Annotated in this window: 19 protein-coding genes; 12 read left to right on the forward strand and 7 right to left on the reverse strand. The window is 64.3% G+C overall.

Annotated elements, in window-relative coordinates; genetic code table 11:
• Positions 1-21: 21 nt before the first annotated feature.
• From ASG84_RS25095 to ASG84_RS25115, 5 genes are all read left to right on the forward strand, one after another.
• Positions 22-1,464 carry a CYTH and CHAD domain-containing protein gene (locus ASG84_RS25095; RefSeq protein WP_057479666.1) on the forward strand — a complete coding sequence of 481 codons (1,443 nt, stop codon included), beginning with the start codon at positions 22-24 and terminating at the stop codon, positions 1,462-1,464.
• Between the two features lie 95 nt (positions 1,465-1,559).
• Entirely contained in the window at positions 1,560-2,627 is a 1,068-nt protein-coding gene (locus tag ASG84_RS28035) for a hypothetical protein (protein WP_200936682.1), read from the forward strand.
• A gap of 149 nt (positions 2,628-2,776) precedes the next feature.
• The gene (locus ASG84_RS25105) at positions 2,777-3,064 is read left to right on the forward strand and encodes an ANTAR domain-containing protein (RefSeq protein ID WP_057479668.1); all 288 of its coding nucleotides are present in this window, start codon (positions 2,777-2,779) and stop codon (positions 3,062-3,064) included.
• Positions 3,065-3,193: 129 nt separating this feature from the next.
• Positions 3,194-4,162, forward strand: a complete 969-nt coding sequence (locus tag ASG84_RS25110) for an Hsp70 family protein (protein ID WP_235581840.1) — start codon at positions 3,194-3,196, stop codon at positions 4,160-4,162.
• A 50-nt stretch (positions 4,163-4,212) separates the two neighbouring features.
• A complete protein-coding gene (locus ASG84_RS25115; RefSeq protein ID WP_082521208.1) occupies positions 4,213-5,328 on the forward strand; it encodes a fused (3R)-hydroxyacyl-ACP dehydratase subunits HadA/HadB in 1,116 nt (371 codons plus the stop codon).
• A 557-nt stretch (positions 5,329-5,885) separates the two neighbouring features.
• Here the strand turns inward: ASG84_RS25115 and ASG84_RS25120 are convergent.
• Entirely contained in the window at positions 5,886-6,599 is a 714-nt protein-coding gene (locus tag ASG84_RS25120; protein WP_057479670.1) for a GntR family transcriptional regulator, read from the reverse strand.
• A gap of 118 nt (positions 6,600-6,717) precedes the next feature.
• On the opposite strand from ASG84_RS25120, the gene ASG84_RS25125 reads away from it, so the two are divergent.
• From ASG84_RS25125 to ASG84_RS25150, 6 genes are all read left to right on the forward strand, one after another.
• On the forward strand, positions 6,718-7,764 hold the full coding sequence (locus ASG84_RS25125) for an alcohol dehydrogenase catalytic domain-containing protein (protein WP_057479671.1): 1,047 nt from the start codon (positions 6,718-6,720) through the stop codon (positions 7,762-7,764).
• On the forward strand, positions 7,761-8,966 hold the full coding sequence (manD, locus tag ASG84_RS25130) for a D-mannonate dehydratase ManD (protein WP_057479672.1): 1,206 nt from the start codon (positions 7,761-7,763) through the stop codon (positions 8,964-8,966). The genes ASG84_RS25125 and manD overlap by 4 nt, the downstream gene beginning before the upstream one ends.
• A gap of 8 nt (positions 8,967-8,974) precedes the next feature.
• Positions 8,975-9,925, forward strand: a complete 951-nt coding sequence (locus ASG84_RS25135) for a sugar kinase (RefSeq protein WP_057479741.1) — start codon at positions 8,975-8,977, stop codon at positions 9,923-9,925.
• Positions 9,922-11,334: a mannitol dehydrogenase family protein gene (locus tag ASG84_RS25140; RefSeq protein ID WP_057479673.1), complete on the forward strand. Its 1,413-nt coding sequence runs from the start codon at positions 9,922-9,924 to the stop codon at positions 11,332-11,334. The genes ASG84_RS25135 and ASG84_RS25140 overlap by 4 nt, the downstream gene beginning before the upstream one ends.
• Positions 11,331-11,990, forward strand: a complete 660-nt coding sequence (eda, locus tag ASG84_RS25145; protein ID WP_057479674.1) for a bifunctional 4-hydroxy-2-oxoglutarate aldolase/2-dehydro-3-deoxy-phosphogluconate aldolase — start codon at positions 11,331-11,333, stop codon at positions 11,988-11,990. Before ASG84_RS25140 ends, eda begins: the two co-directional genes overlap by 4 nt.
• 159 nt (positions 11,991-12,149) lie before the next feature.
• On the forward strand, positions 12,150-13,547 hold the full coding sequence (locus ASG84_RS25150) for an MFS transporter (RefSeq protein WP_057479742.1): 1,398 nt from the start codon (positions 12,150-12,152) through the stop codon (positions 13,545-13,547).
• Between the two features lie 48 nt (positions 13,548-13,595).
• Here ASG84_RS25150 and ASG84_RS25155 read toward each other — a convergent pair whose 3' ends face one another.
• Positions 13,596-14,459, reverse strand: coding sequence for an alpha/beta fold hydrolase (locus ASG84_RS25155; RefSeq protein WP_057479675.1), 864 nt, complete (start codon positions 14,457-14,459; stop codon positions 13,596-13,598).
• Complete coding sequence (locus ASG84_RS25160) at positions 14,453-15,655, reverse strand: alpha/beta hydrolase family protein (RefSeq protein WP_156399701.1); 1,203 nt, start codon at positions 15,653-15,655, stop codon at positions 14,453-14,455. The genes ASG84_RS25155 and ASG84_RS25160 overlap by 7 nt, the downstream gene beginning before the upstream one ends.
• 68 nt (positions 15,656-15,723) lie before the next feature.
• On the opposite strand from ASG84_RS25160, the gene ASG84_RS25165 reads away from it, so the two are divergent.
• Positions 15,724-16,491 (forward strand): tryptophan-rich sensory protein, encoded by a 768-nt coding sequence (locus ASG84_RS25165; RefSeq protein ID WP_057479677.1) that lies wholly within the window; start codon positions 15,724-15,726, stop codon positions 16,489-16,491.
• Here the strand turns inward: ASG84_RS25165 and ASG84_RS25170 are convergent.
• From ASG84_RS25170 to ASG84_RS25185, 4 genes are all read right to left on the reverse strand, one after another.
• The gene (locus tag ASG84_RS25170; protein ID WP_057479678.1) at positions 16,473-18,251 is read right to left on the reverse strand and encodes an FAD-dependent monooxygenase; all 1,779 of its coding nucleotides are present in this window, start codon (positions 18,249-18,251) and stop codon (positions 16,473-16,475) included. The genes ASG84_RS25165 and ASG84_RS25170 overlap by 19 nt on opposite strands.
• Entirely contained in the window at positions 18,248-19,174 is a 927-nt protein-coding gene (locus ASG84_RS25175; protein ID WP_057479679.1) for a fumarylacetoacetate hydrolase family protein, read from the reverse strand. The genes ASG84_RS25170 and ASG84_RS25175 overlap by 4 nt, the downstream gene beginning before the upstream one ends.
• A 14-nt stretch (positions 19,175-19,188) precedes the next feature.
• Positions 19,189-19,824 (reverse strand): VOC family protein, encoded by a 636-nt coding sequence (locus tag ASG84_RS25180; RefSeq protein ID WP_057479680.1) that lies wholly within the window; start codon positions 19,822-19,824, stop codon positions 19,189-19,191.
• A gap of 132 nt (positions 19,825-19,956) precedes the next feature.
• A complete protein-coding gene (locus tag ASG84_RS25185; RefSeq protein ID WP_057479681.1) occupies positions 19,957-20,673 on the reverse strand; it encodes a TetR family transcriptional regulator in 717 nt (238 codons plus the stop codon).
• Positions 20,674-20,683 lie beyond the last annotated feature (10 nt).

Consider the following 20,683-nt stretch of genomic DNA (forward strand, 5'->3'; position numbering starts at 1 on the left):
TGCTCGAGGCAGGATGGTCGTATGGAGTCGATTCAGATCGAGCGCGAAGACAAATTCGACGTCGATGCACACTTCGAAATGCCCAGTCTCGCTTCGCTGGTGCCCACCGGCGGGGTGTTGGCGTCGAGCGAGACCGATCTGATCAGCGAGTACTTCGATACCGTCGGGCACGATCTGTTGCGGCGGGGAATCACGTTGCGGCGGCGTACCGGCGATTCCGACAACGGCTGGCATGCGAAGGTGCCGGCCGAGAAGGCGCGAACGGAAATTCGCCTTCCTCTCGGCAGCGGTGCCGACGACGCGGTTCCGGACGAGCTGGCCGACGTTCTGCGCGGTGCCGTGATGGGTGGGAAGTTGTCCGCGGTCGCGACCCTGACGACGCGCCGAACCGTGCATTCGGTGTCCGACGCCGACGGGGCTGTGATTGCGGAGGTCGCCGACGACGAGGTGTCGGTGGTCTTGATCGGCGGTGCGACGGGGCCGCGGTGGCGGGAGGTCGAGGTCGAACTCGGCCCCGCCGGCTCCGAGTCGTTTCTGAAGAAGGCCGGAAAGCTGTTGCGCGGTGCCGGCGCTCGCCCGTCGGCGCACCCGTCGAAGTTGGATCGGGCGCTCTCCGTGGTGCGCGAGGTGCCGGCCGATGCCGGAGTTCGGTTGTTGACGGAGTACCTCGACGAGCAGGTGCAGGCAATTGTCGCGGGCGATGTGTATCTACGCCGGGGGTTGGATCCGATTCATTCCACCCGGGTGGCCATCAGGCGGTACCGCAGCACTCTTCGAGTGTTCGCGAGCGTGTTCGAGGATGAGCCCGCGGCTCGACTCGAGACCGAACTATCCTGGTACGCAAGCCTTTTGGGTGAGGTTCGAGACCGTCAGGTGCAGCGCGCGCGGTTCTCGGCTGCGCTGCGAGAACTGCCGTCCGAGTGGGTGCTGGGGCCGGTGGCCTCGCGTATCGAGAACGATCTGCTGGCCGAGCAGATTCGGCACCGCGACATCGCGATGACCGAGCTCGACGGCGACCGCTACCGCGCGCTGCTGACGCAGTTGTCGGCATGGTCGAGGGGGCTGCCGATCGACGGAGAGGTCAACGATCGCCTGCTGGTCAAGCTTGCACGCAAGGCTGGGAAGAAGGCGATCGATCGAACGCAGAGTGCGGTGCGCGGCACCGACGACGAGGCGTTGCATCGCGCTCGCAAGGCGTCGAAGCGTGCCCGGTACGCCGCCGAGCTGGTCGCACCGGTGGTGGACAAGAAGGTCTCGAAGGCAAACATCAAGCGCTTCAAAACGATTCAGGAAGTGCTCGGCGAGCATCAGGATGCGGTGATCGCGGCGGGCATTCTGCGGACGCTGGGTGCGCGAGCGGGAACGACGGCAGGGGAGAACGGTTTCACGTTCGGTCTGCTCTTCGAGCGCGAGCGCCACGCGGCAGAATCGGCCCGAGAGGAAGCCGGCAAGCTGGAGTTCTGATCGCCTGCCCTCGATCACCGAAAACAAGTTTTTTCCCCGTTTTCCGTTCCGAGGGGGTACTCTCTGTCGGAATTGAGTTCAGGGGAGTCTCCACTATGTCCATAGCGCTAGGCATACACGTCGGTGTCGAAGAAGTGTCGGCTGTGTTGGTCGAGGCCGATCTGCCCGAGCTCGGGCCGGTGTCCACCCGCGTCGTCTCGGTTGCATCGGCTCCCGGCGGTGTCGGTGACGCCGTCACCACCATGCTCGGAATCATGAGGGTGCAGGCGGCTCAGAACGATCTGCACATCGTGGGTTCGGCAGTGGTCTGCGACAGCATCGCCCTCTGCGGAATCGTTCGCGACGCCTTGGCTTCACACCGCGTTCGCGACGTCGTTGTGGTGGATGCCGGAGATCCTCGGTTGGACGCCGAGGCTCCGATGGGGATCGCCGCAGCACTGTTCGGTGCCGCGACTGTCCCCGCAGCCCGGAGTGGCGAGGCGTCGGCCGACGGGCATGTGAGTGACGACGACGGCTGGAATTTCTCGGGTGGCGATCGGTCGGACACCCCGCGCGGTGCTCGCCTGACGATGATCGGTCTGGGTGTCGCAGTTCTCGCGGCCCTCAGCGGTGCGACGGTCTGGGCTATGACCGCGAACGGACCGGAGCAGAGCCCGGCGGTGAGCACCGCCGACGCCGTCGTCGACCTGCCATCGTCGGTCACTGTGGTGGCCGATCCCACGGGTGCACCAACGAGTGCGCCGAGTGCTCCAACCGCTGATACGAAGACCCTCGAGGCCTCCCAGTTCGGGCCGCTGGCGGTCGGGGAATGGAGCGAGCAACCATCGGCGAGTTTCGTTCCGACTCCGGTAGCCGAGGAGGCGTCGAGCACCGGTGGTTCGGGCGGCGGGGGAAGGCCCGATCGAGTAGTCGTCGGTGGCGGCGACAACTCGGCCGATGTCCCCGACGGTGCACAGACGGGTGGCGGCCGAACTCCGACCGACAATCCGAAATCACAGCCCGAACCGCAGCCGCAGCCCGAACCGGAGCCGCAGCCGGAACCCGAGCCCGAACCCGAGTTGCCGGACACGGACTCGCCCACCGAGGAAGTCCCGACGCAGACCGAGCCCACGTCCATCCCGGAGGAGCCTGCCGCAGACTCGACGGTGGCGTCGATCGAGTGATCCGACGGCGCGGTTCCATTGCGAGCGAGCGGGTTTGATTCTCGGACAAGTCGGCTTCATGACGGGTGTGTGAATTCCTTTTGGACACCTGAACTTCTGCTCGAGCGTCGCTACCATCGGGTGATCGACCAGTAGACGGTGAGTATCCGATGACCGACAATCCCGCATCAGACGTGGTGACCCGCACGACGATCGACAGGGCAGTGGGTGTTCTCATCGCACTGCGTGGCTGTAGTCCCGACGATGCGTTCGCGGAGTTGGTGGCGCACAGCTTCCGTTTCGATGTGTCTCTGGTGCAGTCGGCCCGTTCCATCGTTGCCGCCGCTCGCGGGATGGACTCGGCCAACGGAGTCGCCGGCGCGGCCATGATGTCGGCTCGAGAAGACTGGGGACCTCTGCTGGCCGACCGGCGCGATCCCTTCGATCATGTCGCCTGACGCCTGTCGGCGAACCACCGGATCGCAGAAAACAAACTCGAAGTTCACATAGTTCGCCGTTTTACTGTCCAGACGGCGGTTCGAGGGCTACTATCAGCAGGTCGGAGTAGCTATTCGAGTCGAGGGAACATGAGAACAGTCCTTGGTGTCTCGGTGGGTTCTGCCACTGCCCGAGGGGTCGCAGTCGATGCGATCGACGAGTCGGTGCGGTCGGCCCACATCGTGCACTCGTTCGACCCCGGAGACCATCTACAGGTCGCCCTCGATCTGCTCGACTCGATGTCGCGCGATCAGATGGTCGAGCGAACAGACATCGTCCTGGCCGTTCCCGACGATCCCGGGGCCCGAGGCCGGACGTCGGCGTACTCCACGTACGAGGCAGATCGCCTGCTCGTCGCGTCGGAGCTCGGAGCTCAGTTGCGGTATCTACGCGGTACGGGTCAGCTCGAGGGCGCGCGTACCGTCGCGATCTGCGACATCGGGGCGTCCGGCACCACGATGTCGATCGCAGACCCGGCCACCGGCACGGTATTCAGCTCGGTGCGCACCACGCTCTTCGGCGGCATCGGTTGCGACGAGCAGATTTCGCGATACCTGCTCTCCACGTTCGGAGCCCACGAGTTGACGTCCGATCGCGCACGGGCGGATCTGCTGGTCGCCATTCGCACGGCTCGGGAACAACTGTCCAGGTTGCGGGTGGCCGAGGTTGCCGGACCGTTCGTCGGTGGACCAGTTCGGTTGTGGCGCAACACCTTCGACGATGTACTCGAGCGAAGCATCGGTTCGTTGGAGGATTGGGTGGCCAGCGTCATCGTCGATGCTCCCTGTGCCGTGAACGCGTTGGTGATGGTCGGCGGCTGCGCCAACCTCCCCTCACTTCGTCGGCTGTTTCGTCGCGACCTGATGTTGCCGGTCATCGCGCCCGCGAATCCGGAGTCACTCACCGCTCACGGCGCTGCGCTGATGGCCGTCGATGCTGTTGCGTCGCGCCGGCACCACCCGCGTGGGGTGATGAACCGAGCCGGTGGGCTGTCGGCGCTGGACGGGATGGTGGGCGTAGTGGGGTACAACGACGCCGCGCGACACCGTTCTGCTTGAACGCCCCAGCCTGGCCAACCAGCGCCGTTGTTGGGTAGGTTGCTCGGGTAATGATGAACAGCAGGGGACGAGACGGTGGGTCAACAGTGGCAGAGCAGGTAGCGGAGTCGGGCGCGGTAGCGAGCGACGAACAGGCATTCGACCCGGCGGAGCACGCGCGGAGCATGGTCGGTTATCACTACCGCACCGAGGACTACTACGAGGTGGGTCGCGAGAAGATTCGTGAGTACGCCCGCGCGGTCCAGGACTTCCACCCCGCACACTGGGACGGCGATGCTGCAGCTGCGCTGGGACACAGTGCTCTGGTTGCACCTTTGACATTCATGTCCTTGGTCGGCACCCTCGCACAGAAGAAGCTTCTCGAGTCCATTGCCGAAGGCTACGACCTGAGCCAGATTCTGCAGACCGACCAGGTATTGGTGTTCCAGAAGCCCATCTTGGCCGGCGATCAGCTGACGTGCGACGTCTCGCTCGACTCCTTCAAGACGGTCATGGGCAGAGACATGATGGTCACCAAGAACGTCGTGTCCAACCAGAAGAACGAACTGGTGCAGACCACCTACACCACCCTGCTCGTCGGACGGTCCGGTGAAATCGATCCGGCCATCGCCGACGCCGCCCGCAACCTGGTGATGTTCGGCGCGTCGATGGACGCAGCAGTCGCAGCCGCGAGCGAGCACGACACCCTCTCGACCCCGCAGCAGCACGAGCCGCTCATCGTCGAGGAGTACCGGGGACAGCCGACGCAGAAGTTCGACGAGGTGAACGTCGGCGACGAGTTGCCCCCGCGCACCGTTCGTCTGACTCGCGGCGATCTCGTCAACTACGCAGGCGTCGCCGGTGATGCGAACCCGATTCACTGGGACGAGAAGTTCGCCAAGATGATCGACCTCGAGAACGTGTTGGCGCACGGCATGCTCACGATGGGCGTCGGCGGCGGATACATCAGCGAGTGGCTCGGCGATCCGGGTGCCGTCAAGGACTACACCGTCCGCTTCACCACCCCGATCCCGGTGGACACGCACAAGCCGGCCGAGATCGTCTTCAGCGGCAAGATCAAGTCGAAGGACGACGCGACTCGCACCGCTGTGGTGTCCATCGGTGCGACATTCGAGGGCAAGCGAATCTTCGGTCACCGCGCGACGGCAACGGTGCAATTGGGCTGAGCCTGTTGCGGTGGATCAGCTCCTCGGTTCTGAATTTCTGACTCCGATCGGCGTCGGGTTTCCGAATGCGGGGAGCTGATCTGTTCGGGTGTCGGGATCTACGCCCCCTGTCGGAATCCGCACCGCGTTCAGGGGGTGCGGATTCCGATGAGGGGCGTGGATGTGTCGCGACGGGAGTGTTGTCGGCGGATTGGCTCCTCGGTTTTGGATTTCTGACTCCGATCGGCGTCGGGTTTCCCAGTGTGGGGAGCTGATGTGTTCGGGTGTCGGGGATCTACGCCCCGGTTGGGTATTCGCACCGCATGCAGGGGGTGTGAATTCCGATGAGGGGCGTGGATGTGTCGCGGCCGAGTCCCCGAATGTAGTCGGCCGCAATTACCCTCCGGCAAATATGCACAAAGGGTGACCGGCCGGGTCTGCGTAGATTCGTATCAGCTCTTCCGGTCGTCGTGTAGACCTCGCAGCAGTCGTGCGCCCAATTCCATTGCTCGCGAGTGCTCTTCGTCGAGTTCGGCCACGGTGGTCAAGCTACCCGGTGTCGTGCGGTGCAGCCGCACTCATTCCCAGCTGGAGACGACCTTGCGGGTCGGGCGCTCGTTGCTGTTGGAGAACAGATGTGGACTCTTGCTCTTGATGTATTCCACATCGGCGAACACGGCCCGCAGATGCGCACGCATCGACCGGGCGGCGGCCTCGAAGTCTTGGGCTTCGAGGCCATCGACTATTGCGGTGTGTTGTTCGATCAGGTCGGGAATGGGCCGAGTGTCACGCAACCCGAGTCGACGTGCTCGGTCCAGATGAGCCTTCGCGGATTCGACGGATCGCCACGCGGCAGAGTGTCCTCCCGCTGCGAGGAGCAGTTGATGGAATTGCTCGTCCAACTCGAAGAATTGATCCATGTCGATCCCGGGCTCGGCCTGCGCTGCCAGATTGGCGCGCAAGGCAGCGAGGTCCTGGTCCGAGCGAGACGTGACTGCATCTTTCAAAGACGCGGTTTCTATTGCCTCCCGGACGAATTGCGCATCGGCAACACGTTCGGTGTCGACGCGTGAGACAAATGTGCCGAGTTGCGGAAAGACCTGAACAAGGCCCTCTTCGGCCAACAGGATCAAGCTCTCGCGGACGGGCGTGCGGCTCACAGACATCTGCTCGGCGAGGTCGTTCTCCGACAGCGGGCTACCCGGGGGGAGCGTCAAGGACACGATGCGCAGGCGAAGCTCTCTGTACGCCCGCTCTCGTGCGGTGACTTTCCTGCTGCTCTGTGTGCTCACCGGACAAGACTAACGCGAGGTGCCGAGTGACCCGCAGCGCCGAACCCTTGACGAAGTGCTGTCCGTCACTAGTATGGTAGTACTGATATTCAAGGAACGACGGCGGAGGCTCCACAGCATGGCAGTGATCAGCGGCAACGACGAGGCGGCCGTTCTCCACGGTCCACGTGACCTGCGGATCGAGAAGATCGATCGTATGCAGGTCGGCGACGGCCAGGTCAGGGTGGAGGTACACGGCGTGAGCCTGTGTGGCTCGGACCTGCATTACTACGCCGACGGCCGCAACGGTTCCAACTCACTGACACAGCCCACCGTGTTGGGGCACGAGGGATTCGGAGTGATCACCGAGGTCGGTGCGGGAGTGTCCCAGGACCGGGTCGGCCAGCGTGTGGCCATCGAGCCCGCGGTTCCGAACGGCACGTCACCACTGAGCCTGAGCGGTCACTACAACGTCTGTCCCAGCGTCGTCTGCTTCGGTTCCCCACCGAATCACGGACTGCTGCGGCAATCGGTTGTCCTGACCGCCGAATTCGCGCACGCGCTCCCGGATTCGATCGACGACGGCGTCGCTGCGCTGATCGAACCCCTGGCCGTCGCAGCGTGGGCCGCCGCCCGGGTCGGCTCGGTTTTGGGCAAGCGCATCGCGATCACCGGTGCCGGTCCTATCGGCCTGCTGGTTCTGCAGACGGTCATCGCCCTGGGCGCGTCGGAGACGACCATCACCGACGTCGCACCCGCACGGCTCGAGGTCGCGGCAGCGCTGGGTGCCACGACGACATTGCTGTCGGGCGAAAACGCACTGCCCGAGGGGGCTTTCGATATCGCCTTCGACTGCTCGGGCAATCCTGGAGCCATCGCCGACGCGGCACTCTCACTCGGCCCGGCGGGCATCCTGGCGCTCGTCGGCGTGCCGGGACGCGCAGTCGCCGAATTCCCGATCGGAGCAGTGCAACGCTGGGAGCTCGACATCCGCGGGTGCTTCCGTTACGGCCCTTCGGCATTCGCCGATGCGATCGCGCTCGCCGGATCGGCGCGAGTGGACCTCGCCGCACTGGTCACGTCGACGTATCCCTTGGCCGAATCTGCCGCAGCGCTCGAGGCCGCGCTCACCGACCCCACCCAGCTCAAGATCGTCATCGACACCACTTCGCGAGGATCGCAATGAAAATCATCGACGCGACCGTCATCGTGACGGCTCCCGGCCGCAACTACGTCACGCTCAAGATCACCACCGACGAGGGCATCGTAGGGTGGGGTGACGCGACGCTGAACGGACGCGAGCTCGCAGTCGAGTCGTACCTGAAGGACCACATTGCGCCGCTCCTGATCGGACGCGATCCTCATAGGATCGAGGACATCTGGCAGTACCTGTACAAGGGCGCATACTGGCGGCGTGGTCCGGTGACGATGACGGCCATCGCAGCGGTCGACGTCGCACTGTGGGACATCAAGGGCAAGGCCGCCGATATGCCGGTCTACCAGCTCCTCGGTGGTGCTGCACGAGACGGGATCATGGTCTACGGTCACGCCAGCGGCGGCAGCATCGACGAGATGCTCGACGACGTCCAAGCGCATCTCGACCAGGGCTACAAAGCAATTCGTGCCCAGTCGGCCGTTCCCGGCTTGAAGAAGACCTACGGAATTCCGGTCGACGGCTTCTACGAACCCGCATCCGGCTCTGCGCCGCAGGAGGATTCGTGGGACACCGCCCCGTACATGCGGTTCGCGCCCCAGATGCTCGGTGCCGTCCGAGAACGTCACGGGTTCGACTTCCATCTCTTGCACGACGTGCATCATCGCCTGAGTCCGATCGAAGCGGGACGACTCGGGAGAGACCTCGAAGAGATGCGCATGTTCTGGATCGAAGATCCCACCCCCGCCGAGGATCAGAGCGCCTTCGCCGTCATTCGTCAGCACACCACCACCCCGATTGCCGTCGGAGAGATCTTCAACTCGATCTGGGACTGCCAGGATCTCATCACCAACCGGTGGATCGACTACATCCGTGCGTCGGTCTCGCATGCCGGTGGCATCACCCATCTGCGCAGAATCTTCTCGCTGGCCGATCTGTACGGAATTCGATCGGGATCGCATGGTGCGGGTGATCTTTCGCCGGTCTCCCTCGCTGCCGCGCTACACGTTGATCTGTCGATTCCCAACTTCGGAGTGCAGGAGTACATGGGGCACGTCGACCCGACGGGCGATGTGTTTCAGACGAGCTACACCTTCACCGACGGGTTCATGCATCCGGGAAACCAGCCGGGCATCGGCGTCGAGGTGAACGAAGAGGCTGCCGCGAAGTACCCGTACAACCCCAAGTACCTGCCCGTCAACCGCCGTCTCGACGGCAGTATGCACGATTGGTGAAGCGCCACATGACCACAACGCAGTTCGACGTAGTCCTGCTCGGTGAACCGCTCGTCGAGATCTCGACCACCGAGGCCTTTCGGCACGGAGCAGACGGGGTGCTCGGTGTATCGGGCGATGTCGTCAACGCCGGTGCCGCGGCCGCTGCTGCGGGTGCCTCGGTAGCGCTGATCGCACGGGTTTCCGACGACGAGCTCGGCGATGCTGTCTGTCGGCGAATTCGTGAGCTCGGCATCGACGACACCTACATTCGTCGGGTCCGCGGCCAGCAGGGTGTCTACTTCCTGCACATCGATCCTGAGGGCAATCGCCAGTTCTCCTATGCCCGAGCCGGTTCGGTGGGCAGCCAGCTCGACGTGGCGGACCTGCCCGAGGGCGTGATCGAGCATGCGGGTGCTGTCTTGGGCGGCGGAATCGCTGCGGCACTGTCGCCGACCCTCGCCCGCACGATGCTGCACGTGGCGCAGCATTCGGGCAGATTCGTCTACGACCCCAACTTCCGCCCCAGGTTGACGACGGCCGATCAGGCGCGTGACTTCCTGCAGGAGATCGCCCCCTACTGCGAGGTGATGGTGCCGTCGGCACCGAATGAGATCGAATTGCTCCTCGGCACAGCCGATCCCGCGGGTGCTGCGGTGGCCCTGATGGGCTGGGGTGCGCACTCCGTTGTGGTCACGCAGGGTTCCGAAGGCTCAAGCATCTTCACCGAGCAGGGACGATCCCATCAGCCGGTGATTCCCGCCCTCCAGGTGATCGATCAGACCGGTGCCGGTGACGTGTTCGCCGGCACCCTGACGGCGCGTCTCGCTCTCGGCGACGATCTTCGCGAGGCGGCGGCCATGGCTGCGGCAGCGGCATCGCTGAGCGTCGGCGGACGCGGCGGCACCGGTCTCATTGCACCGCTCGACGAGATCCGCCGCCACAGTGAGCGATACCTCAGCGAGCGAGTAGCGACATGACGGCGTCCACACGGTTGTCCGACGCGACGGCCACGGTCACCCGTCCCACCTCCAGTGGAATCGTGCATCTCGGCGTCGGCGCGTTCCACCGGGCGCATCAGGCAGCGTTCACCTACGAGGCCGCACTGTTGACCGGGGAAACCAACTGGGGCATAACAGGTTTCACTCAGCGAAGCAATACCGTGGTGGAGCAGCTCGCCCCGCAGGACGGGTTGTTCACCCTGGTGCAGAAGGGGATCGAGCTGACCACGGACACCGTCATCGGCTCGATGCTCGACGTACGGAACGCGGCCGCAAACCCCGACGCGGTTGTCGAGGCCATCGCCGATCCGGCAACGCACATCGTCACGCTGACGGTCACCGAGAAGGGCTATCGGTTCGACCCTGCCGCCGGCAGTCTGCGTCTGAACGATCCGGAGATCGCGGCTGATCTGAGAGGTAGGCCGCCGCGTACGGTGGTCGGGCAGTTGGTAGCGGGGTTGGCTCGTCGCATGGCAAGCGATTCGCCTGTCACGGTGCTGTGCTGCGACAACCTGCCGTCGAACGGTCGGATTCTGTCCGAGCTGGTGCACACTTTCGTCGATGCCCGTGGCCGCGCCGACGGCCTGGCCGAGTGGGTCACGCGTCGAGTCACGTTCCCCAGCAGCATGGTCGATCGAATCGTGCCGGCTACCACTGACGACGACAGGGCGGACAACGAGCGAAGAACAGGCCTGCGCGACGACGCGCTGGTGGTATGCGAACCGTTTCGACAGTGGGTGATCGAGGACGATTTCGCAGGTCCTCGCCCAGCGTGGGAACGGGTGGGTGTGCAGTTCGTCGACGACGTGGAGCCCTGGGAGACGATGAAGCTACGCGTCCTCAATGCCACTCACTCGGTGCTGGCATACCTGGGAATTCTGCACGGGCACAGCACGATCGCCGAGGCGGTCGGGGATCCGGTGCTCGACGAGATATGTCGAACGATGGTCCTTCGAGATGTCGCGCCGACGACGACAGGCGGAATGGACGCAGTCGGGTACGGCAACGAGGTTCGCGCACGATTCGCCAACCCGGCGCTGAAACACACCACCCGACAGGTGGCAATGGACGGATCGCAGAAGCTCGGACCGCGACTACTGGGAACCGTGCGTGACGCCACGGCCGCCGGTGGTTCGACGGACATGCTCGCGCTGGCCGTCGCGGCCTGGTGCGCCTACGTGCTGGCCGAGACGGAAGCCGGACGTGCACTGGACGATCCGTTGTCGGCGGAGTTGGCTCGGGCCGGCTCGGCGTCGGACCTGCTCGCGGTCGAGTCCATCTTCGGGCCCGATCTCGGACCCACTTCACCGTTCGGCACGCAGGTCGTTGCGTGGACCGACTTCCTATTGACCGACTCGCTCAGCGAGTGGAAACGAGTGCTGGTATGACCGTCGAACACGATGCATCGATCGAAATCCTCAGCGCCCTCGATGTACTGCGCGTGAGTCCGGTGATTCCTGTCGTCGTCATCGATAGGGTCGAGGATGCAGTTCCGCTGGCGCGGGCTCTGTATGCCGGCGGTATCGGCATCATCGAGATGACGCTGCGTTCGGAGGCCGCCCTCGGTGCCATCGCAGCAATTGCAGCGAACGTGCCGGAAGTAGTCATCGGGGCGGGAACGGTACTGACTCGCGAGGACGCACTGAGATCGATGGATGCCGGCTCGCGATTTCTTGTCTCGCCCGGATCCCCGAGTGGCCTGCTCGACGCGGCCCGCGCGCTGCCGGTTCCGCTGCTGGCGGGAGTGTCGACTGCGACCGAAGCGATGACGCTTGCCGAGGGCGGATCGACCGAGATGAAGTTCTTCCCGGCTGAATCGTCGGGAGGTGCATCGGCGCTGGGTGCTCTGGCGGGTCCGTTGCCGCACTTGACGTTCTGCCCTACCGGCGGGATCACTCCGCAGAACGCCGTCGACTACCTGGCGTTGCCGAACGTGGTGTGCGTCGGCGGTAGCTGGCTCACGCCGCGCTCGCTGGTGCGGGCGGGCGAGTGGGCCGCGATCGAGGAACTGGCCCGTTCGGCGAGTGCACTCGCCACCGCGTAGTTCGATTCGCGAAAGGGGCATTGACCTATTGGTATAACAGTGCTTGTATATCAGTGTGGCGAGCGCCACCAACCTCCCTCGATGAGGTGCCGGTCTCACCGAGGCCGCGGCGAACTCGCATCATGAACTCATCGATCATCACCAGCAATGGAGCTTCGGATGTCACAGGACACCAACGAATCGACGGACGATCGCGGTAACACCGCTGTCCCGACTCGCAGCACGAAAGATCTCACCAAGGCGGCGATGTCCGGTTGGCTGGGTACGGCAATGGAGTTCATGGACTTCCAGCTGTATTCGCTTGCCGCTGCGATCGTCTTCAATCGCATCTTCTTCCCCGACGTCAGTCCGGCAATCGGCTTGATCGCCGCCATGGCCACGTACGGCGTCGGCTACGTCGCGCGCCTGGTCGGTGCCATCTACTTCGGGCGCATGGGCGATCGCATCGGTCGAAAGAAGGTCCTGTTCATCACCATCGCGATGATGGGTGCCTCCACTACCCTCATCGGTGCGCTCCCGACGTACGACGCGATCGGCATCATGGCCCCGATCCTGCTCGTCGCCCTCCGCCTCATCCAGGGATTCGGAGCCGGAGCCGAGATCGCCGGTGCCACGGTCATGTTGGTCGAGTACGCACCGGACAAGCGTCGAGGCCTCATCGCGTCGCTCGTCTCCCTGGGCACCAACTCGGGAACCCTTGCTGCGTCCGCCATCTGGGCCTTGCTGCTTGCTGTGCTGTCCGAGGATCAGTTGCTCAGCTGGGGCTGGCGCGTACCGTTCCTCGCGAGCTTCTTCCTGATGATCTTCGCGGTGTGGTTGCGCTCCAACCTGAGGGAGAGTCCGGTCTTCGAGGAGCGCGCCGATGTGGTCGACGGTGTGGCGCTCTCGCGCGACGAGATCGAGAAGACCGACGAGGAAGTGAAGGTCAGTGTTCTCGAGTCCGGCCTCAAGCAGAAGAAGGGGCGTGCGTTCTTCATCGCGCTGGGTCTGCGCTTCGGTCAGGCCGGCAACTCCGGACTCATCCAGACGTTCCTGGTGGGCTACATCGCGTCGACCCTGCTGATCGATCGTTCCATTGCCACCAGTGCAATCGTGTACGGCTCGCTCATCGGATTCGCCACCATTCCGATCATCGGCATCCTGGGCGACAAGTTCGGCCGTCGGCCGATGTACATGGCGCTCAGTGCGCTCACCATGATTCTGGCGTTCCCGTTGATGCTGATGGTCACCAGCGGCAACACCGTAGCCCTCGTCGTCGCGATGGTGCTGGCCCTCAATCTCGGTGTGCTCGGCCTGTTCTCGCTCGAAAGCGTGACGATGGCCGAGCTGTTCGGTGCACGCACTCGCTTCACCCAGCTTGCCTTGTCGAAGGAGATCGGTGGCATCCTGGCGACCGCAATCGGACCGTTGCTCGCGGCCAGCCTCACCGCATGGACCGGTAGCTGGTGGCCCATCGCGGCGATGCTCGTGATCTACTCCGCGATCACCCTTGTGTCGTCGTACCTGGCCCCGGAAACCAAGGGCCGCGATCTCGTCAGACTCGCCGACGCAGCCTGAGTGCCGCACGTCGAACTCGCAGTTATGTAGTCGAATTGGCCAGAATCGCTACATAACTGCGAGTTCGGCGTTGGTGAGGATCGCAGCTGCAGCAACTCGCGACGCATGCGTCGGAATCCAATGCGAGATGCCGGGCAGCACTGTCAGCGTGTAGGCCGCATCGATGTACCTCTGGGTCGTGTCGACGGCAGCACGGCCGATGAAGGTGTCGCCGTCACTCCACACCATCGCGGTCGGCACGGTGATGCGCATGAGGCCGATGCTCGGGCTCGAGAAGGGTATTCCGCGATACCAGGCGACGGCGAACGGCAGTGCGCCGTAGTCGACGATCTCCTCCTTCGTACGCTCGAGTTCCTCATCGGTCATCCCGCTTGCTCTGTACCACTTTTCGGCTCTTTCGCCGGGTCGCGTCATCCACTTCTCGGGCAGTATCGGCAGTTGGAAGAACGCGAAGTACCAGGAGTGCAGGATCTGCATCGAGTTGAAGAAGCCGTTCATGAATGCACCGGGGTGGGGGACCGAGAAAGCCGTCAGCGACGACACCAGGTCGGGGCGTCGGCCTGCGGTGACCCACGCGATCATCGCTCCCCAGTCGTGTCCGACCAGATGGACGGGGCGGCCGAGGGCATCGATCAGGGCGACGATATCGCCCATCAGTAGTCCGACTCGATAGTCGCGACGCCGCGTCGGCCGGGCGCGAGGTGAGTACCCACGCTGATCCGGTGCAACGGTGCGGAATCCGGCGTCGTTCAGAATTGCCATCACTGCAGACCACGACGACGCACGCTCGGGAAAGCCGTGCAGCAGCAACACGACTGGGCCGTCGAGAGGTCCCTGATCGAGGACGTCGAACACCAGGCCGTCGTGGGTGTACTCGGTGATTCGCTCCCCCGTGGAGCCATTGGTCAGCATGTGCTGGGCACCGTCTGGCCTGCGAACACGGCGGCCAGGAATTGCATGGCTGCTTCGTCGCTGACGTCGTGGCCTTGTTCGGGCTGTGCTTGCGCTACGACCGAATCACCCAGGGCGCAGGCCCTTTCGACACCGTCGGCGGTCCATTGCGGCAACACGATGTCGTCCTTCGCACCATAGGCCACGAACATCGGCGCCTCGGTCTTCACTTGCGGCAATGTGTAGCGTCCGATGACGTCGAGGAGCGTGCGCTCCGATTCTGCCGAGTCGGCGGCGAACTCATCGGGTGCCATCGCCTGCACGGCCCGAGCCTTGCCGTCCGTGTCCCCGCCTTGGCAGGTGAGCAACAGTTCGCTGTTGGCCTCTGCGACGCTGCCGCTGTAACTCTTCGGATCGATTGCGGGGTTCACTTGCTGTGCGCCGTAGAGCAAGTACGGCAACAGCTCCTTCTGCGGTGTGGTGAGAGTTCCGTCCATACCGGATCGAACCAGGGGCGTCAGGTCGGTCGGCGGGGAGAGCGACACCGAGGCCACCAGATCCATGCCCTGACCGTAGGATGCCGCGAGTTCGTTTGCAGCCCAAGCTGCTTGGCCGCCCTGCGACAAGCCGACCGCGGCCCAACGAGTGGACACGTCGGGCAGTGCGGTGTGAGCTGCGCGGGCGGCGTCGATCATGTTGTTGCCGGAGGTTCGCGGTTCCAGGTACGGATGCGTTCCACCACCGGTGCCCAGACCTTGGTAGTCGGGCAGCACCGTCACGTAGCCGAGTGCGGTGAAGTCCTGCACCGCAAATTGGTAACCGAGCAGGTCCGGATACAGGGTGGGTCCGCAGTCGGACTGCACGCCGGTGGTGCCGTGCCCGTAGACGACGATCGGCCAGCCGCCCGCGGGTGCGGTGCCTGCCGGAACGGCAGCCACACCGGAGACGGCAGTCGGTGCACCGTCGACACCCGACGTCGACTCGTAGACGAAGCGGTACAGCGTGGCACCGGTTGCGGACAGCTCGGTCGACCGCTCGCCGAAGTCCTCGGACTCGAGCACGGTGCCGGGTACACCCGTCATGTTGTATCGAGGAACGGATGTAGTCGTCGATGCGGCGGGTGTGGCCTCGGACTCGGATGCGGAACTGCACCCCAGCGTCACGGTCATCGCGAGGCAGCAGACTGCAGCGGAGGTCAAGGGGGCGGGTCTGTGCACTCCGTGTGTCTACCAGAATCGGGAGGCAAGCGGTTTGCGCCTGACCCTATTCGGGGATCTGTCCAGCTATGAAGATCGTTGTTGTAGTCAGTGCGGTCGTTGCGGTGGTTGTGTCGTTTCTCGGCTCGGGTGCGTGGATCGGGACGCCCATCGCCGAGGCGGCGGGCGGGGCACTCAGTGCAACCTCGACGCTGGTGGCCCCGGCCGGCCCCGCGTTCTCGATCTGGTCGGTCATCTACACCGGCCTCATCGCCTATGCCGTCTGGCAGTTCCTGCCCGGTCGAACTGCACGTCACGACGCCTTACGAGTTCCGATTGTGGCGTCGATGCTGCTCAATCCGGCCTGGATCCTGACGATCCAGCTGGGTCAGGTGTGGCTGAGCGTGGTGGTGATCGTTGCGCTGCTGGCAGTGCTCGTTCGCATCTTCGTACTGACGCAACAGCACCGACCCGAAAGCGTCGCCGACGCGGTGATCACTGACGGGACCTTCGGCCTCTATCTCGGGTGGGTGTGTGTGGCCACCATCGCCAACATCTCGGCATGGCTGGTGAGCCTCGGGATCACCGCCGGTGCGACGACGTGGGCGGTCGTCGTGCTCGCCGTCGCAGCACTCGTCGGGGTGACGCTGGCGCGTTACTCGAACGGCGCGATCGCTCCGATGCTCGCCATCGTGTGGGGTCTGGGCTGGCTGGCACAGGGCCGCCTCGGGGGCGAGCTGACCAACCCGACAGTTGGGTGGACAGCAGTGGTCGCGGCGGTCATCGTGGCCGTCGCTACGGTGGGAATCAGACTGCGATCGCGGCAAGCGACCGGACCTCAGACCGTCTCGGCGTAGTAGCTTTCCCACTGCGTGCGGAGGAACGTCGACAGCGAGGTCTGCGCTTCCAGAGTCGAATCGGCCGCGCGCCAGGCAACATGGCCGTCGGGTCGGACGAGAATCGCGCCGGTCTCGCCTACCTCGTACAGCGACATCAGCTCGGAGCGATCGACGCCGACGGGTGCGTCCATCACGACGAGTGCGATACCGGGCCGGACGCCGCCGAGTGTCGGTACCCATTCCGAGCCCGCGAAGGTGAACAGCGATAACATGTTCGGATCCAACACATCGTGCGGAGACACGAGTCGACCGTCGACGCACAGAGGGGCGTGCGGCATCCGCGCACCGGGGTACGTGGTGGGAACGTAGTCGACCACGTCCTCTACGGGTTTCGCCGACGCGTCCCGGGCAATCAGCGGACTGTCGTAGAGGTAGCCGAATTGCAGACCGGTGGAGACGAAATGCTCCAGCTGCAGTGGGATTGCCGCCGCGATTTCGGCACGCAATTCCGTCGACCCTGCGACGTCCGGGCGCAGGCTCCGCGATCGCCGCATCTGCTTGCGTGTTGCCGCGGCCGCGAGGGGCGCGATCAGTCGACCCGGAATCTTGTTCAGTGGTGCCCGCCCCATGGCCTGAGTTGCCCTGGCCAGCATGGCGTTGGTGATTCCCACCCGCTTGCCGATGTCGTCCATGCGGAAGTGGTTGGCGACGCTCTGCTCGGCGAACTTCTCCACCACCGGCCGACGTTCGGTGTCGTAGGTGTCGAGCAGCGCCGAATCTGCCGCACCCGACAGCACGGCGTCGAGCTTCCACGCCAAGTTGTGGGCATCCTGAACCCCGGAATTGAGCCCGAAGCCGCCGGTGTGCGGAAAGCGGTGGGCGGCATCGCCCAGCAACAGCAGACGATCGCGTCGGAAACTGTCGGCAGTCTGTGAAGTCATCACCCACGTGCCCGTCGATTCGAGCTCGAAGTCGTTCGTTCCCAACACCTTCGGCAGTGTCTTCTCCCAGTAGCGTCTACCGTTCCTGGCGATCTCCTGCGCGGGGTGCAGATACGCGGTCATCAGGATGTAGCGGTGGTCGGCATGCGAGATGAGCACCCCGCACAGGTCCGGCGTGTAGATCCAACTCAGCAGCGGACGCGCGTCATCGGGAAACAGCGTGGTCGAGGTGAAGAACGCACTGCCCATATTGGCGAGCACCGGCCCGGTCAACGAGATGCCGGCCGCGTCCCGGGTGGCGCTGTTGGCACCGTCGCAGGCGAGGACGTAGGGCGCGCGTACTTCGGAGACGTCATCGGTTACGGTTCGGAAGGCGACACGCGCGTCACTGGAACTGGATTCGACCGATTCGACGGTGACTCCGCGGCGAAATTCGATCAACGGTTCGGCGTCGACCGCGTTCCACAGCGCGGGCATCAGGATGTGCTGCCCGATGTGCGAGACCATGTACGGACTCTGACTTTCCACCACGGCCTTGCGCTCGGGGTCGGACAGCAGGTCGATCGACCCGATGGCGTCCCCGGCCAGGTCGCCGTACCAGCTGATGAGGTTCACCTGGTCGTGCGGAGGCGACATCGCCGCTATGGACTCGGCCAAGTGGGGGCTGTATTCGTTCCAGATCTCCAGCGTTCGAGCATTGATGACGTGGGCCGCCGGATGGAACAGCGGGGCCCTCCGACGTTCGAGCAGTACGGTGCGAATCCCTCTGCGCGCCAGCAGAAGTGCCGCCGTGGTTCCCGCAGGGCCGGCACCGATGATGACGATCGGGCTACTCATCGGACGATGGTCTCCTGGGTACCCAGATCGATCGATCCGTCCGGGGTGCGGATGGTGGCAGTGACGACGTCGTCGACCGAGAGGTACTTGGGGTTCTTGGCCTGGCGCGCGAAGAAGAACTTCCACTTCAGCGCCGGCGGAATGAGTTCGCCGATCTTCTGAATCGCTTTGGGTGGGGCGGAGATTGCCGTGCCGATCGGCGTGCCGGTCAGGAGGACGTCGCCTGCGGTCATGTTCTGGAAGCGGGCGAGCCTGGTGAAGGCCTCGGCGGGCGGCGTGATGAGGTCGTCTCCGATGGTCTGATCCTGGCGAGTCTCGCCGTTGACCGCCAGCGTCATGCGTAGCTCCGGCAGTCGACGCAGCTCCTCGTTGTCGAGCAGCACCAACCTTGGGCCGAGCGGAGTGAAGGTGGGATACGACTTGCTCTCGTACACCTGCACTTTCGTCAGCTGAATCTCCCGTGCGGACACGTCGTTGGCCACAACGAAACCCGCCACGTACGACGCAAGGTTGTCGTCGGTGACGGTTGTCCCGATGGGAATATCGGCACCGACCACCACACCCAGTTCGATCTCGTAGTCGAGCAGCGCTACCTCCGGTGGCTGCCGAATGAGATCGTTCGGGCCACTGATCGACGCGGAGGACTTCCGGAAGAACGTCGGCTGCAACGTCTTCGGGTCCGAGCCGGCGTCGATCGCGTGCGAACGGTAGTTGAGCAACTGCGCCACCACCCGGCACGGGGCGGTGATGGGTGAGATCGGTTCGAGCTCGGAGACGTCGGTCCCGGTACCCGACGCGGCATCGATCGCCCCCCGATCGGCCAGTAGTTCACCGGTGGTCCGGGCAGTGGTGTCGATCCGAACGGCCTGGTCGCCGTCGAGACGCCACCAGCCGTCCGCAGTTCGAATGATGTTGACAGACATGCTTTTCGCTCCCCCTACAGAGTCTTCGGTGTGATGGTCTTCTTGTTGGCGACCACCGGCCGGCCCGGCCTGGTTCCTGCTTCGCGCGGCCGCAGTTCCTCGTGGGTCGCCCCATTGCGGAGCCGGCTGAGGAGGTAATCGGGGTCGATGTTCACGCCGATGGGATTGCGGGCGAATTCCTCGGTGAAGAAGAAGGCCGCCGTGTTGTCGGGGTCGAAGTTCTCCACCTGGAACTCGAGCCGAATACCGTCGGGATCCTCGTAGTACAGCGAGATCGTGGGGCCGTGGTTGATGGACCACACCGGAAGGATGCCCTGGCGCTTGAGTCGCACGTAGTTCTCCAGCAGTCGTTCCAGCGACCGGAAGGTCAGCGCGATGTGGTCGATGCCGTAGGCCTTGCGCCGCAGTTTGGCGAAGGGGAACAGGAACTTCACCGGCTTGGGTACCGCGATGATCGCGAGCCGATGCGACTCGTCGTCCCAGGTCAAGAACGTGATCTCGCTGTCCTGATAGGCGATCTCGGCACCGAACACCGTGCCGTACCAGCGCACCATCTCCTCGGTTCGCGCGGATTTGACGACCCAGTGCGCGATGTAGTCGGGCGCAACCCGTTGCGTCTGGATCGTCGTTGCATCGTCCGGTGCGCTCATGAATCGACCTTTCGTCGTGATCGCGGATTGTGGTCCAGATTAAGCACAGTTTGACTGCCAGTCAATAATTTGACTGACAGTCAGTGGAAGTAGCCCAGCGTCAGGCCCCAGGTGGGTTCAGGCGGGGTGGGATCAGGCAGGTGGGATGAGCAGGTGCACCCTGCCGACGAGTTCCACGGCGGTGTCGGTATCTGCCCCGTCGAATACTGCGGTGTGGATGCCGCGCATGGCCCCGGTGAGTAGTCGGGCTGCGGCGGACACGTCGGTGGTGCTGTCGATTTGTCCGGCTTCGGCCGCGGAGCGAAGCAATTCGGCGATGGCGGCGACGAAGCTGTCGTGCCAATGCTCGGCCGTGCCTTCGGATTTCGGGACGCCGAGATTGCGGAACAGCACGTGTGTGCGCGGTGTCTCGTAGATGCTCTCGGCGGCGATTCGGAGGAACGTCTGCAGCTGCTGCAGTGGGGTTTCCGGCCAGATGGCGTCGGTCGATCGCTCGTTGATGCGTTCGATCAACACGGTGGCGGCGTCGTCCACCGCGGCCTGGAAGAGTTCACGCTTGGTCGGGAAATGGTGGAATGCCGTTCGCGGTGCGAGACCGCATCGGGCAGCGACACTTTCGATCGTGATGTCCGCGTAGTCGGCGTGCCGAAGCAGTTCCTGGGTGGCCTCGACGAGTCGTGTCGGGGCGGGTCCGGGTTCGTCCGTGGCCGACGAGCCGGCCCAGCGGTACAGCGTGGTGGTGTGGATGCCCAGCGATTCCGCGACGGCCGCTGGGCTTTCCGAGCCCTCGAACGCCCGCGCCACCGCCTCGCGGCGATCGGCGAGTGTGAATCTGGAGACCCTGGCCATGATCGTGCCA

It is taken from the genome of Rhodococcus sp. Leaf278 (assembly GCF_001426085.1).
In the GTDB taxonomy this organism is placed as follows: Bacteria; Actinomycetota; Actinomycetes; order Mycobacteriales; family Mycobacteriaceae; genus Rhodococcoides.

Coding starts and splice junctions, on each gene's coding strand:
- eda (WP_057479674.1), top strand. CDS start 11,331: ATGACCGTCGAACACGATGCATCGATCGAAATCCTCAGCGCCCTCGAT.
- manD (WP_057479672.1), top strand. CDS start 7,761: ATGAAAATCATCGACGCGACCGTCATCGTGACGGCTCCCGGCCGCAAC.
- ASG84_RS25165 (WP_057479677.1), top strand. CDS start 15,724: ATGAAGATCGTTGTTGTAGTCAGTGCGGTCGTTGCGGTGGTTGTGTCG.
- ASG84_RS25105 (WP_057479668.1), top strand. CDS start 2,777: ATGACCGACAATCCCGCATCAGACGTGGTGACCCGCACGACGATCGAC.
- ASG84_RS25140 (WP_057479673.1), top strand. CDS start 9,922: ATGACGGCGTCCACACGGTTGTCCGACGCGACGGCCACGGTCACCCGT.
- ASG84_RS28035 (WP_200936682.1), top strand. CDS start 1,560: ATGTCCATAGCGCTAGGCATACACGTCGGTGTCGAAGAAGTGTCGGCT.
- ASG84_RS25180 (WP_057479680.1), bottom strand. CDS start 19,824: ATGAGCGCACCGGACGATGCAACGACGATCCAGACGCAACGGGTTGCG.
- ASG84_RS25150 (WP_057479742.1), top strand. CDS start 12,150: ATGTCACAGGACACCAACGAATCGACGGACGATCGCGGTAACACCGCT.
- ASG84_RS25125 (WP_057479671.1), top strand. CDS start 6,718: ATGGCAGTGATCAGCGGCAACGACGAGGCGGCCGTTCTCCACGGTCCA.
- ASG84_RS25175 (WP_057479679.1), bottom strand. CDS start 19,174: ATGTCTGTCAACATCATTCGAACTGCGGACGGCTGGTGGCGTCTCGAC.
- ASG84_RS25170 (WP_057479678.1), bottom strand. CDS start 18,251: ATGAGTAGCCCGATCGTCATCATCGGTGCCGGCCCTGCGGGAACCACG.
- ASG84_RS25135 (WP_057479741.1), top strand. CDS start 8,975: ATGACCACAACGCAGTTCGACGTAGTCCTGCTCGGTGAACCGCTCGTC.
- ASG84_RS25110 (WP_235581840.1), top strand. CDS start 3,194: ATGAGAACAGTCCTTGGTGTCTCGGTGGGTTCTGCCACTGCCCGAGGG.
- ASG84_RS25095 (WP_057479666.1), top strand. CDS start 22: ATGGAGTCGATTCAGATCGAGCGCGAAGACAAATTCGACGTCGATGCA.
- ASG84_RS25185 (WP_057479681.1), bottom strand. CDS start 20,673: ATGGCCAGGGTCTCCAGATTCACACTCGCCGATCGCCGCGAGGCGGTG.
- ASG84_RS25155 (WP_057479675.1), bottom strand. CDS start 14,459: ATGCTGACCAATGGCTCCACGGGGGAGCGAATCACCGAGTACACCCAC.
- ASG84_RS25115 (WP_082521208.1), top strand. CDS start 4,213: ATGATGAACAGCAGGGGACGAGACGGTGGGTCAACAGTGGCAGAGCAG.